This window comes from Pseudomonas sp. Q1 (genome assembly GCF_009935975.1).
Lineage (GTDB): Bacteria > Pseudomonadota > Gammaproteobacteria > Pseudomonadales > Pseudomonadaceae > Aquipseudomonas > Aquipseudomonas palleroniana.
The window spans coordinates 77,539-90,610 of the sequence record NZ_QODI01000015.1 but is presented as its reverse complement, the minus strand read 5'-3'; the positions used below and the strand labels follow the sequence as shown (position 1 = coordinate 90,610).

At 61.7% G+C, this 13,072-nt stretch carries 12 protein-coding genes; 6 read left to right on the top strand and 6 right to left on the bottom strand.

What is annotated here, in order from left to right:
* Positions 1-70: 70 nt before the first annotated feature.
* The 5 genes from DK870_RS22605 to DK870_RS22585 all read right to left on the bottom strand — a co-directional run bounded on the left by DK870_RS22605 (position 71) and on the right by DK870_RS22585 (position 6,076).
* Positions 71-2,629 carry a TonB-dependent receptor gene (locus tag DK870_RS22605; protein WP_161549726.1) on the bottom strand — a complete coding sequence of 853 codons (2,559 nt, stop codon included), beginning with the start codon at positions 2,627-2,629 and terminating at the stop codon, positions 71-73.
* 127 nt (positions 2,630-2,756) lie between these two features.
* Positions 2,757-3,725: a FecR domain-containing protein gene (locus tag DK870_RS22600; RefSeq protein ID WP_161549725.1), complete on the bottom strand. Its 969-nt coding sequence runs from the start codon at positions 3,723-3,725 to the stop codon at positions 2,757-2,759.
* Positions 3,722-4,261, bottom strand: coding sequence for an RNA polymerase sigma factor (locus DK870_RS22595; RefSeq protein ID WP_161549724.1), 540 nt, complete (start codon positions 4,259-4,261; stop codon positions 3,722-3,724). The genes DK870_RS22600 and DK870_RS22595 overlap by 4 nt, the downstream gene beginning before the upstream one ends.
* A 131-nt stretch (positions 4,262-4,392) precedes the next feature.
* Positions 4,393-5,265 carry a dihydrodipicolinate synthase family protein gene (locus DK870_RS22590; RefSeq protein WP_060753750.1) on the bottom strand — a complete coding sequence of 291 codons (873 nt, stop codon included), beginning with the start codon at positions 5,263-5,265 and terminating at the stop codon, positions 4,393-4,395.
* 28 nt (positions 5,266-5,293) lie between these two features.
* Positions 5,294-6,076 (bottom strand): aldolase, encoded by a 783-nt coding sequence (locus tag DK870_RS22585; protein ID WP_060753749.1) that lies wholly within the window; start codon positions 6,074-6,076, stop codon positions 5,294-5,296.
* A gap of 106 nt (positions 6,077-6,182) precedes the next feature.
* Here DK870_RS22585 and DK870_RS22580 point away from each other — a divergent pair, with 106 nt between their 5' ends.
* Entirely contained in the window at positions 6,183-6,710 is a 528-nt protein-coding gene (locus DK870_RS22580; RefSeq protein ID WP_161549723.1) for a helix-turn-helix domain-containing protein, read from the top strand.
* A gap of 141 nt (positions 6,711-6,851) precedes the next feature.
* Here the strand turns inward: DK870_RS22580 and DK870_RS22575 are convergent, their stop codons facing one another.
* Positions 6,852-7,868 carry a DUF4917 family protein gene (locus DK870_RS22575; protein ID WP_060753747.1) on the bottom strand — a complete coding sequence of 339 codons (1,017 nt, stop codon included), beginning with the start codon at positions 7,866-7,868 and terminating at the stop codon, positions 6,852-6,854.
* Between the two features lie 123 nt (positions 7,869-7,991).
* Between DK870_RS22575 and yiaY the strand changes: the two genes are divergently transcribed.
* The 5 genes from yiaY to DK870_RS22550 all read left to right on the top strand — a co-directional run bounded on the left by yiaY (position 7,992) and on the right by DK870_RS22550 (position 13,069).
* Complete coding sequence (gene yiaY, locus DK870_RS22570) at positions 7,992-9,140, top strand: L-threonine dehydrogenase (protein ID WP_104995764.1); 1,149 nt, start codon at positions 7,992-7,994, stop codon at positions 9,138-9,140.
* A gap of 92 nt (positions 9,141-9,232) precedes the next feature.
* Positions 9,233-9,907, top strand: coding sequence for an NAD(P)H-binding protein (locus DK870_RS22565; protein ID WP_161549722.1), 675 nt, complete (start codon positions 9,233-9,235; stop codon positions 9,905-9,907).
* Positions 9,907-10,827: a LysR family transcriptional regulator gene (locus DK870_RS22560; protein ID WP_161549721.1), complete on the top strand. Its 921-nt coding sequence runs from the start codon at positions 9,907-9,909 to the stop codon at positions 10,825-10,827. The genes DK870_RS22565 and DK870_RS22560 overlap by 1 nt, the downstream gene beginning before the upstream one ends.
* 110 nt (positions 10,828-10,937) lie before the next feature.
* Positions 10,938-12,131 (top strand): CaiB/BaiF CoA-transferase family protein, encoded by a 1,194-nt coding sequence (locus DK870_RS22555; protein WP_161549720.1) that lies wholly within the window; start codon positions 10,938-10,940, stop codon positions 12,129-12,131.
* Positions 12,128-13,069: a hydroxymethylglutaryl-CoA lyase gene (locus DK870_RS22550; RefSeq protein WP_161549719.1), complete on the top strand. Its 942-nt coding sequence runs from the start codon at positions 12,128-12,130 to the stop codon at positions 13,067-13,069. The genes DK870_RS22555 and DK870_RS22550 overlap by 4 nt, the downstream gene beginning before the upstream one ends.
* Positions 13,070-13,072 lie beyond the last annotated feature (3 nt).

Genomic DNA, 13,072 nt, shown 5'->3' with positions numbered 1-13,072 from the left:
GGAAGCCCATCTAGCCACAACCCCCGTCGACCAGGGGCCTACAGCTGCGTGCGGATTTATCCGTACAGTTTTAGAAGAACCGCGTAATGCTGATCTTCGCGTCGCGGCCCTTGGTGTAGGCACGGTCGCCGCTCAAGGCCGGACGGAAGTTTTCGTTGAACAGGTTGTCGACGGTGACGTTCACCTCGGTGCCTTTGAGGTAAGCCTGTTGGGGTTTCCATTTGGCGAACAGGCCCTGGGTGTTGTAACGCTTGTTGCCGTATTGGTCGTAGAACAGGTCGCCGACACTGCTGCCCGGGCCGCCGGAATATTTGTCGCTGGGCAGGCGGTCGGTCGCGCCGATGAACTGGCCCATCCAGCCCACCTGGGCATCCCAGGCCGGAATGTGGGTGCCCAGCACCAGTACCCACTTGGTCGGTGGAATGTCACGTGCCGGTACATCCGGCCCCCAGGGGTTGGTGTAGGCGCCTTCGTGGTCGCCTTTGGCATAGGCGAATGACACCGAACCGAACAGGTAGGTGGAGTTGTAGAACGACTCCAGTTCAAAGCCCTTGATGGTCATGCCGCCGATGTTGCGGTAGTTGGACAGCGCGCCCGGTGGGCAGGCGCTGGAAATCGTGCCGCCGTTGATGGCCTGGTTCTGGCAGCCCACCCCCGTGGCCTTGAAGATTTCGTCTTCGACCTTGTTGTGGAAGAGCGTGGTGCGCAGTTGCAGATTGTCGTCCTGGGTGATGACGTGATCGAAGCTGGTCACGCTGCCCAGGCTGATCGAGGTGATGCGTTCCGGGTCGAGGTCGAGACTGGTGGCGGTGCGGCTGCCCAGGCCCTGGACTTCATATTGCTCGTCGATGACCGGCGCGCGCCAGGTCTTGCTCCAGTTGGCGAACAGCCCCAGGTGTGGGGTGACGTTCCAGAACAGCGCCAGGCGCGGCGACCAGCCGGTATAGGTGCGGTCGCTGTAGTCGTGGCCGTAGGACGGATCCGGGTTGTTGTAGTACGGCGCATCATTGCCTTCGCCGCGGTTGCGCACGTGGTCGTAGCGCAGCGATGGGGTGATGGTCACATCCCCGACGGTGACTGCATCCTGCACGAAGAAACTGTTGGTATCGACTTTGCCGTGGGGCATGAAGCCGGGCTGGAAATGCCCATAGTTGTAACGTGCGCTGTTATAGGTGGCACCGGGCATCCACATCTCGGTTTCGCGGATGTGCTTGCGGATCTGCCCACCCACCGTCAGCGCGTGTTGCAACGGCCCGGTGCTGAACAGGCTGACGTTGCGTACGTCCAGGTTCTTGTCGGTGTAGGACGTGTCCATCTTGCGTCCGCCGCTGGCGAGCTGGAAGAACGCGGTGGCGTCGCGCTCGTCCGTCTGTTCGGTGTTGGACTGGGAGTACTTGACGGTCAGGTCCACCAACGGGTTATCCAGCGGTGTGTATTCGTACTTGCCCGACCAGGTGGTGTCGGTGGTGTCGCGTTGGGCCAAAAAGCGTTTCAGTGCGTTTTCATAGCCGTAGCGGTCGATGTTGGCCTGGGTCGGCGGCGTCGGGTAGCTGGCGGCGGAGAACGGTGTCCAGCGGTTGCTGTGGGAGCGCGAGTAGGACAAGCCCACGCTGTGCTCATCGGTGAAGTGCGCGTTGACCTTGAACAACTTGCCATCCACATCCTGTGCCGAGTTGGGCAGGCGCTGGGGGTTGATCGGGTACTGGTTGTTGTCGTTGGGCAGTTTGCCGGCTACCTTCATGTCGCCGCCGTCACGTTGGGTCAGGTAGGCCAGCGCGTCGAAACGGCCGTCGTCGGTGCGGCCATACACGGCACTGCTGTAGACCTGTTCATGGTCGTTGCTGGAGTAGCCATATTTGAGCATGGCGCCGCTGTTGCGGCCGTCCTGGAGCAGGTCGGGGGCGTCCTTGGTGGTCATGTTGACCGTGCCGCCAAAACCGCCGTTGCCGGTGAACGGCGAGTGCGGGCCTTTCTCTACCTCGATGCTTTTGATCAGCTCGGGCTCGATAAACACCGTGCCTTGTTGATAGCGCTCAAAGCCGCTCTTGGTGGCGCCATCGACGGTCAGCGGCACGTCTTCGGCGTCACCGAAGCCCCGGATGTTGATGGTCTGGCCGCCGGGTTTGAGCGAGCCGCCCTGGCTTACGCCGGGCAAGGTCTGCAACAGGCTGGGGATGTTGTTGGACTGGTAGCGGTCGATATCGGCCTGGGTCAGGGTGGAACGGTTGACGGTGGCGGAGTCGACTTCGTTGCCGGTGCCGATCACGCTGAGGGCGTCCAGTTGGATCGCGCCGCTTTGGGTGGTCTTGCCTTCGTCGGGACGCACCACGTAAGTCGTGCCGACTTTGATCAGGGTGAACTCGCCGTTTTGCAACAAGCTGCGAATCGCCACTTCCGGGGTGAAATCACCGCTGAGCGCCGGTGCCTGCGCGTTTTTGAGCAACGTTTCATCGAACAGCAGCTGGATTTTCGCCTGTTGCGCCACCTGGCTCAGGGACAGGGCCAGCGGCTGGGCGGGCAGTTGCAGTTTGAACGACTCAGCCTGGGCACTGAGGCTGAACGCCAGGCAGGTGGCAATGAGGCTGGGTCGAAGAAACAGGTGCGAAGCGTGGCAAGGCGCGCGAAACATGAAATCCCCCGGTGCGGCTGAACAGCCAAAAAGGTGTGCGTATCAAACACAGTCGGGAGGAAGACGGAGCAGGCAAAAAAAACCACACGTGCAAATGCAAAATATTCTCATGTGTGGGTTTTCTACCTTACTTACGTGGTTCGATTCTGACGATGCCATCGGCCGAGGCCACGGTTTTTACCGGCAGCAGGGCGGGTAACGCGTTGAGCAGGGCCTGCGGGTCATTCACATCCAGATTGCCCGAGACCTTCAGTTGCGCAACGGCACGGTTGACCTGCAACGGGGGCTGGGGGCGATAGAGGCTCAGTTCATCGATCAGGCTGGCCAGCTCGCGGTTGCGAAAGGACAGGTGCCCGCTGCGCCAGTCGGCGACCTCATCAGCGGTGAGGGTTTGCTGCTGCACGGTGCCTTTGGCGTATTGGTAGGTGGCGCGTTGCTGGGCGCCAAGCAGGGCCACCGGGCTTTTGGCGTCCGGTTCGAAGGCCACTTGGCCATGGGCGACGCTGACCACCAGTTGCTGCTGGCTGCGCCGCACGTCAAAGCCGGTGCCGACCACCCGCACATTCGCCTCTCCGGCTTGTACGTACAGCGGCCGCTCTTTGTCGGGTGCGACGTCGATGTACAGCTGGCCTTTTTCCAGGTGCAGGATGCGTTGGTAGGCGGTGAAATCCACTTGCAGGCGCGTGTTGGCATTCACGTACAAGGTGCTGCCATCCGGCAGGTGCAGGGTACGCATACCTTTGGCATGGGCGGCCACCTGGCTGTGGTAAAGCTCGCGGGGCGTGCCGATGTGGCTGGTCATCACGGCGCAGACCAAGGCGGCAGCCACGGCCAGGGCAGGGCGCCATACCGAGGGTTTGCGTTGGGGCAGCGGCACGGGCCTGCTGTGTTGCTGCAACTGGGCGAGGTCGTCCCACAGTTGTTCGAACTCGGCATAGGCGCGGGCATGGGCAGGCTCCGCTTGCCAGGCGGCAAAGGCTTTGCGGTCGGCGCGCCCCAACTCGTTGCGGTTGCGGGCAAACCAACTGGCGGCTTGGGCATCGATCGAGTCACTCGCTTCAATGCCCTGGGCGTCGTTCTCGCTCAGGCGGTTCATTCTGGCTGCTCCGTGCCGGGTGCGTGTTGAAGGCGTCGCTTGCAGTGCAGCAGGGCAAAAGCGATGTGCTTTTCCACCATGCTGGTCGAAATCCCCATGCGCTCGGCGATCTGCGACTGACTCAAGCCTTCGAAGCGGTGCAGCATAAGGGCTTCTCGCCTGCGGGGCGAGAGTTCGGCGAGGACTTCTTTCAACTGGTCCAGGCGTTGCACGCGAAGCGCGGCGGCCATGGGGTCGTTTTGCTCGTCGGCGAGTGGCTCGGTGTCCAGGTCGGTCGGAACCGCGTGAGCGGTGTGGCGGACCTTCTGTTTGCGCCAGTGGTCACGCAGCAGGTTGCGCGCCATCTGGAACAGAAACGCCCGTGGTTGCTCGACCTTGGCCCGGTCGCGGTAGCCCAGCCATTGGGTGAAGACATCCTGGGTCATGTCGGCCGCGTCGCTGGCGTTGTCCGTGCGTTTGCGCAGGAAATGCAGGATATCTGCATAAAACCCGCGAAAGGCATCGGCCGACAGCGGGTCGGGCTTGGGACGAGACATGGATATCCTTCTTGACGAAGCGCGCTGTAGAAAAGTCGCGAATGATATCGAGAACTATTGTCATTTGTCTCTATGTAACGAATCTGCAGAGTCAAAATGTGGGAGCAAGCCCCCACATAAGCGTTGTGGTGTCAGCTCAGAAGTGTCTTCAAGTCTTCGATCCCCGCTTTGCCCAATGGAAACACCGGCAACCGTGGATCGCCTACCTCCAACCCGGTCAGACGCAGCCCAGCCTTGATCGTCGCCGGCAACCCGCCCTTGAGGATGAACTCCAGCAGCGGCAACTGGCGATAGAACAGTTCCCGCGCCAGAGTCAGATCATTGGCCAGTACCGCGTCATACAGATCCAGGTTCAATTGCGCGATCAGGTTCGGTGCCGCCGTGCACCAGCCCTTGGCGCCTGCCGCAAAGGCTTCCAGGGCCAACGGGTTGCAACCGTTGTAGAACGGCACGTCGCTGTGCCGGCGCAACTGGTGCATGCGCTGAATATCACCGGTGCTTTCCTTGACCATGTTCACGTTGGCGACCTGCTGGACGATACGCAGGATCAAGTCCACCGACATGTCCGTTCCGCTGGTAGCCGGGTTGTTATAGAGCATGATCGGGATGCCGACGCTGTCGCCGATCGCCGCGTAATGCGCGAGGATCTCCGCCTCGCTGAGTTTCCAGTACGAGGCCGGAAGCACCATTACCACATCGGCGCCATTGGCCTCGGCATAACGGGCGCGGCGCACGGCTTTGGCCGTGGTCAGGTCGGATACGCTGACGATAGTCGGTACGCGCCTGGCGATTTTTGCCAGGCTGTAGGCGCTGACTTCATCCCATTCGGCATCGCTCAGGTACGCGCCTTCGCCCGTGCTGCCCAACGGTGCGATGGCGTGCACGCCACTGTCGATCAAGCGGTCGATGGAGCGGCCCAGGGCGTCGAGGTCGATGCGTTGGCCGTCGGTGCTGAACGGGGTGATGGTGTAGCCGATGATGCCGTGAATGTTTGGGGTGGACATGGGAAGGTCTCCGCTCGAAAAAGAGCAATCAGTTCAGGCAATCGGCGTGTTGACGCAGGTTCTGCCGGGCGTAGTAGTTGAATGCGGCACCAAAGCGCTTGGGCTTGGAAATCCAGTCGTGGGCCTCGCGGCCGAGTTGCGGCAGGATCGGTTTGATGGTGCCCGCCGACATCGCCAGTAGCTGCAATTTGGCCGCGCGTTCGATCAACTGCGCGATCACACAGGCTTCCTCGATGCTTGCCCCGGTGGAGAGCTGGCCGTGGTGCGAGAGCAGAATTGCGCGTTTGTCGCCTAACGCGGTGGTGATGATTTCCCCTTCTTCATTGCCCACCGGTACCCCCGGCCAAGCCTCCAGAAAAGCGCAGTCTTCGTAGAGCGGGCAGAGGTCCATGTGCGACACCTGCAGCGGTACTTCCAGCATCGACAGCGCAGCGACGTGGGTCGGGTGCGTGTGGATAATGCAGTTCACATCCGGTCGTCCACGGTACACCCAGGTGTGAAAGCGGTTGGCCGGGTTGGGGATGCCATGACCTTCCAGGACTTCAAGGTCTTCGTTGACCAGCAACAGGTTGCCGGCAGTGATTTCATCAAAACCCAGGCCCAGTTGCTGGGTGTAAAAGGTGCCGGGGGTGGGCCCGCGCGCGGTGATCTGCCCGGCCAGGCCGGAGTCGTGGCCGTGCTCGAACAGGATGCGGCACGTGAGCGCCAGCTTTTGCCGGTCGGTCCACGTATTATCCGCCAGGGTGTTTTGCATCTGGGTCAGCGCTTGCTTGACCAGTTGGTCTTTGGGGAGTGCTAATGTCTTGGCCATATCGGTGTCCTTTGGGTAAGTGCAAATGACACTAAAGATGCTATATGACACAAAGTGTCATTGGCAAGCGCCGCTTTCGCTTTATTGCATGGATTAATCGCAGCAAATGTCTATCCGTTTGAAATTATTGAGAAAAAAACTTGGCATAACCCTTGAGTCCTTGGCTGAAAAATCCGGGATGACCAAGAGTTACCTGTCCAAGGTCGAGCGCGGGCTGAACACGCCGTCGATCGCCGCCGCGTTGAAACTGGCCAAGGCGTTGAACGTGAAGGTCGAAGAGTTGTTCAGCGAAGACAGTGTGAACCTCGACAGCTACAGCCTGGTGCGCAGTCACGAGCGGCCGGACACTTCGCCGGGGTATGCCGTGTTGGCCCGTCAGGTCAGTGAGCGTAGCCTGCTGCCGTTCATCATCTACCCGCCGGCGGAGTTCACCGACAAGACCTTCAAGGAGCACGTGGGGGAGGAGTTCCTGTTCGTGCATGAAGGCCGGGTGGAAGTGGATTTCATGAACGAACGGGTGATTCTGGAGCGGGGAGACGCGCTGCATTTCAACGCGCAGAAACCCCACCGACTTCGATCAGTGGGAGACGTGCAGGCGCAGTTGCTGGTCGTCGTTCACAGCGCCGAAGAGTGACCACGGCAGTGACTTGCAATGCACTCCAGTGTGGGAGGGGGCTTGCTCCCGATAGCGGTGGATCAGTCAGTAAAACTGTGAATGACACACCGCTATCGGGAGCAAGCCCCCTCCCACAGTGGATCTTCATTGTTCTGGATATCAGCGTTCCACAGGGACTGACAGCGCCGGATCGCCCAATGGATGCGTGCGCGCCGCGAAGAACTTCAGCGCCACCCCGGTGCCCTCGAACAACGCTGAATACCGGCGCTTCTGCTGGCGGATGAACCCGTCACTGCGCCCCGATACCGAGATCGCCAGGGTCGTGAGCTTCGCCTGGCGAATCGCATCCACCAGGTGCTTATCCTGCGGTCCCAGCTCATGGCCAAAAATGCACAGCGCCCCTGCATGGCCGAGCAACTGCTCGTAGCAGAACGACAGGTAGTCCGAACTGCGGATGGTCTTGAGCTTCTCCTCAACCTTGCCTTCGTTGACGAACAGCGGCACATCATCAAGGGTCTTGATCGTGTTGTTGATCGCGAAGCTGCTGAGCAAGGTGCTGTCGGTGGAGGCCAATTTGCGCGCAGTGCCATCGAGGTTGCGCACCAGGTGCAGGCCGCCGTGCAGGTAGAGGATGCGTGTGGCGTCGGTGTGGGTGTGGCGCAGGTCGAAGCTGGCATCCACGCCGCGGAACAGATCATCGATGCCCGGCGTGTGCAGGATCGCCCAATAGTTGAGCAGGTCGTAGTTGCTGGTGAATACGGTGGGGTAGCGTGCCAGCTCTGCGTTGATCGTCGCCAGCGTCGAGGGCTGCACCAGTCGCCAGGGGATGTGCACGGCATGGATGGTGTTGATCAGCGCTTCCTTGATCGCGTAGTAGCGATTACGCGGCGCCGCCGAGCTGACGGCCAGGGCTTTGTTGACCCGGCTGGTGGTTTTCAGCGCGCCCAGGGCCTGCTCGAAACTGCGGGTTTGCAAGGCGTCGAACACGCTGAGTTCGGATTGGCTCAGGGGCTTTTCTTCAACGGTGCGGGCGTTTTCGAACAGCGAGTCGTAGGCGAAGTCTTCCCAGATCGTGCGGCTGGCGCCGTTGCCGATCAGAATCGCGCTGAAGTCGATGGCGCTGCGTACCGCGCTCCAGTCTTCGAGGTGGGCGTCAATATCCTGGAAATCCTTCATTGCGGCTTGTCTACTCAAAATCGGCGGGTGGGTGACTTTATCACGAGCCGGCGTTGATCCTGATCAAGATGCCTCAAGCCACGGCGGTTGATCCTGTTGGCATAACGCCTCTGAGGATTTGCCATGAGCAGTACCTTCTTCATTCCCGCCGTCAACATCATGGGCAGCGACTGCCTCGACGAAGCCATGACCGCCATCCGCAACTACGGCTTTCGCAAGGCGCTGATCGTCACCGACGCAGGGCTGGCCAAGGCGGGCGTCGCCAGCATGATCGCCGAAAAGCTGGCGATGCAGGACATCGACTCGCTGATCTACGACGGCGCCAAGCCCAACCCGAATGTGGAAAACGTCGAGAAAGGCCTGGCGCTGCTGGAGGCCAATGGTTGCGATTTTGTGGTGTCCCTGGGCGGTGGTTCGCCCCATGACTGCGCCAAGGGCATTGCGTTGTGCGCCACCAACGGCGGGCATATCGGTGACTACGAGGGCGTCGACCAGTCGAGCAAGCCGCAACTGCCGTTGGTGGCCATCAACACCACCGCCGGCACCGCCAGCGAGATGACCCGCTTCTGCATCATCACCGACGAAACCCGCCATGTAAAAATGGCCATCGTCGACCGCAACGTCACGCCGCTGCTGTCGGTCAACGACCCGGCGCTGATGGTCGGCATGCCCAAGGGCCTCACGGCCGCCACTGGCATGGACGCCTTGACCCACGCCATCGAGGCCTACGTGTCCACCGCCGCCAACCCGATTACCGATGCCTGTGCGATCAAGGCCATCGAACTGATCAGTGCCAACCTGCGCCTGGCAGTCCGTGACGGCAGCGACAAGGCTGCGCGGGAAAACATGGCGTATGCGCAATTTCTCGCCGGCATGGCCTTCAACAATGCGTCTTTGGGGTATGTGCATGCCATGGCCCATCAGCTGGGCGGCCTGTATGACCTGCCGCACGGGGTTTGCAACGCAGTGCTGTTGCCCCACGTACAAAGTTTCAACGCGAGTGTCAGTGCCAGGCGCTTGAGCGACGTGGCGCGTGCGTTGGGCGCCGACATCAAGGGCAATTCGCCGGAAGAGGGCGCCCAGGCGGCCATCGCGGCCATCCGCGCCTTGGCGCAGGATGTCGAGATCCCGGCCGGCTTGCGGGAGTTGGGCGCCAAATTGCAGGACATCCCACTGCTGGCCGCCAACGCGTTGAAGGATGCCTGCGGCCTGACCAACCCTCGGCGGGCCGACCAGCGTCAGATTGAGGAGATTTTCCGCAGCGCGTTCTGAATCGGGCAGTGGTGAGCTGCAAGCGGTAAGCTACAAGTCGATGTGCATTCAACTTGAGCATGAAGCTTGCGGCTTGCCGCTGAGGTCCCGTTATGAGAGTTCTGCTATTCGGCGCCACCGGCATGGTCGGCCAGGGCGTGTTGCGCGAGTGCCTGCTGGCGGCCGACGTTCAGGAAGTCGTTGCCGTGGGGCGTACGCCGTTGACCCTGGAGCACGGCAAGCTGCACCAGGTATTGCACAGCGACATGCTGGATTTGCAACCGTTGGAAAACCTGCTGCAAGGGTTTGATGCGTGTTTCTTTTGCCTGGGCGTCTCCTCGGCGGGCATGGATGAAACCCGCTACACCCACCTGACCTATGACTTGACGCTGGTGGCCGCCAGCACCCTGGCGCGGCTCAATCCGCAGATGACGTTTATCTACGTGTCCGGCGCCGGTACCGACAGCTCCGAGGCGGGCAAATCGATGTGGGCCCGGGTCAAGGGCAAGACCGAAAATGCGTTGCTGCGCCTGCCGTTCAAGGCGGTGTACCTGTTCCGGCCGGGGGTGATCCAACCGTTGCATGGTGTGCGCTCGAAAACCCCGCTGTACCAAACGTTCTATAGCGTGCTCGGCCCGCTGCTGTCGTTCGTTCGCCGGGTCAAACCCAGTTGGGTGGTGAGTACCGAGACCGTCGGCCAGGCGATGCTCGCGGCAGTGCGTCATGGCGCGCCACAGGCGGTAGTGGAGCAGGCCGCGATCCATCGCCTGGCCGCCGAGCGCCACTGATGTTGCACAAGAGCCTGGTGCGGCGCCTGGACCTGATCACCCTGCAACTGTTCGTTGCCGTGTTTGAAGAAGGCACGTTGACCCGTGCCGCCACGCGGGAAGCCATCGCGGTGTCGGCGGCCAGCAAGCGCTTGATGGAGTTGGAACAGGTGCTGGGCGTCAGTCTGTTCGTGCGTCGGGCCAAGGGCATGGACCTGACGGCGGCCGGTGAGACGTTGCTGCACCATGCGCGGCAGATGCTGTTCAACGTCGAAAAAATGGGCCTGGAGCTGGGCGAGCACAGCCACGGCGTGCGCGGCTATGTGCGGATGCTGGCCAACCTGTCGGCGATCATTCAGTTCCTTCCGGAAGACTTGCGGGATTTTTCCGAGTTGCATCCTGAAGTCAAAACCGACCTTGAAGAACGCCCCAGCAATGGTGTGGTGCAAGGCGTGTTGGATGGTGTGGCGGACCTGGGCATCTGCTCCAGCGACACCGACACCAAGGGCTTGCCGCGTGTGGTGTACCGCCGCGACAAACTGGTGGTGCTGATGCCCGCGGACCATCCGTTGGCGGCCCGCAAATCCCTGGCCTTCGCCGAAACCCTGGGCAGCGATTACGTCGGCCTGCATTCGGCCAGCTCGATCAATATGCGCACCCACGCGGCCGCTCGCGAGGCAGGCCAGATGCTGCGCCTGCGGATCCATGTGCCGGGTTTTGACGCGATGTGCCGGATGGTCCAGGCCAATATGGGGATTGGCATCCTGCCGCAGAAGGCTTTTGAATTGTTTGGTCGCGCACTGGGTCTGCATGCCGTGCCGCTCACGGATGACTGGTCCGATCGCAGCCTGATCCTGGTGGTCCGGGATGAAGCGCAGCTCTCGCCGGTTAGCCGCTTGCTCTTTGACTACCTGAGTCACTCGGCGGGGGCTGACAGATAATTCGCGGTTCGTTCGCGTTTCGCGAACGCTCCTTGCCAACTGACGGTTGGCTTTCTGCTCTCAGAGTCCTCTAGCCTTGGCGCACATTCCAAGAACAAGAGGTACACCCCATGACGGCTCCCCTGAGCGGTATCAAGGTGATCGAGATCGGTACGCTGATCGCCGCGCCGTTTGCCGCACGGCTGATGGCCGAGTTTGGCGCCGAGGTGATCAAGATCGAAGCCCTGGGCCAGGGCGATCCGCTTCGCAAGTGGCGAAAGCTGCACGAAGGCACGTCGCTGTGGTGGTACCTGCAATCGCGCAACAAGAAGTCGTTGGCCCTGGATCTGAAGTCCGTTGAAGGCCTGGGCGTGATCAAACAACTGCTCGGCGACGCCGACGTCCTTATCGAGAACCTGCGCCCCGACGGCCTGGAAAAACTCGGCCTGGGCTGGGACGTGTTGCACGCGCTCAACCCCAAGCTGACTCTGGTGCGCATTTCCGGTTATGGCCAGACCGGCCCTTACCGTGACCGCCCGGGTTTCGGCGCCATTGGCGAAGCCATGGGCGGAATCCGCTACACCACCGGCAACCCGGATTCACCGCCGGCGCGGGTGGGCGTGAGCCTGGGGGATTCCCTGGCGTCCTTGCACGCGGTGATCGGCGCGCTGATGGCCTTGCTGCGGGTCAAGACCGGCCAGGGCGACGGGCAGATTGTCGATGTGTCCCTCGCCGAAAGCGTGTTCAACCTGATGGAAAGCCTGGTGCCTGAATACGACATGCTCGGCCATGTGCGTGAGCGCAGCGGCGGTGCCTTGCCGGGCATCGCGCCGTCCAATACCTACCTCACCGCCGACGGCGCCTATGTGGTGATTGCCGGCAACAGCGACCCGATCTACAAGCGCCTGATGACCACCATCGGCCGCGCCGATCTGGCCGAGGCGCCGGAGTTTGCCCACAACGATGGCCGTGCGGCAAAAAGCGGCGTGCTGGATGCGGCCATTACCCACTGGACCAGCAGCCGGCCTATCGAGCAGGTGCTCAGCGCCCTGGAGGCCGCCGAAGTGCCGGCCGGGCGTATCTACTCGGTGGCCGACATCGTCAGCGACCCGCATTACCAGGCACGCGACATGCTGCTCAAGGCCGAGCTGCCCGGCGGTGTGTCGGTGAAGATGCCCGGCATTGTGCCCAAGCTGTCGGAAACGCCCGGCGCAATCAACTGGCAAGGTCCGACCCTGGGCCAGCATACGGATGACATCCTCGGCAGCCTGGGTTTGACGGTTGCCGATATCCAACGTCTGAAAACCTCGGGAGTGGTGCAATGATCACTGACTATTCGGCTGGGCTGATCGTGCAGGAAGTGTCCCCGCGCGACGGCCTGCAAATCGAGCCGACCTGGGTGGCGACGGCCGACAAGATCGCGTTGATCGACCAGCTTTCCCTGGCTGGATTCTCGCGCATCGAAGCCGGTTCATTTGTCTCCCCCAAAGCCATTCCTGCATTGCGCGACGGTGAGCAGGTGTTCCAAGGCATTCAACGCAGAGCCGGGGTTATCTACGTAGCACTGATCCCCAACCTCAAGGGAGCCCAGCGTGCCATCGACTCGCGCGCCGACGAATTGAACCTGGTGATGTCCGCCAGCCAGACCCACAACCTGGCCAATATGCGTATGCGGTGCGAGGCATCGTTGGCGGCGTTCGGCGATATCACCCGCTTTGCCGCCGATTACCCGGTGCGCCTCAATGGCAGTATCGCCACCACGTTCGGCTGCCCGTTCGAAGGCAGGATTGATGAAGACCGTGTACTGGAAATTGTCGACGCTTATCAGGCGCTCGGCATTCGCGGGATCAGCCTTGCCGACACCACCGGCATGGCCAACCCGCGCCAGGTGGAACGTCTGGTCAAGCGCGTATTGCAGCGCGTGCCCGCCAGCGATCTGACCCTGCACTTTCATAACACCCGTGGCCTGGGTTTGTGCAATGTGCTGGCCGCCTACGAGGCAGGTGCCCGGCGCTTTGACGCGGCCCTGGGCGGGCTCGGCGGGTGCCCGTTTGCGCCGGGCGCGTCGGGCAATATCTGCACCGAAGACCTGGTCAACCTGTGTGAGGAAGTCGGCATTCACACCGGCATCGATCTGCCGCATCTGCTGAACATATCCCGTCGCCTGCCGGCGCTGCTGGGTCATGAATTGCCCGGTCAAGTGGCCAAGGCCGGGCGCAACTGTGACCTGCACTCACCCCCGGATCACATCGCCACGTTGTAACCC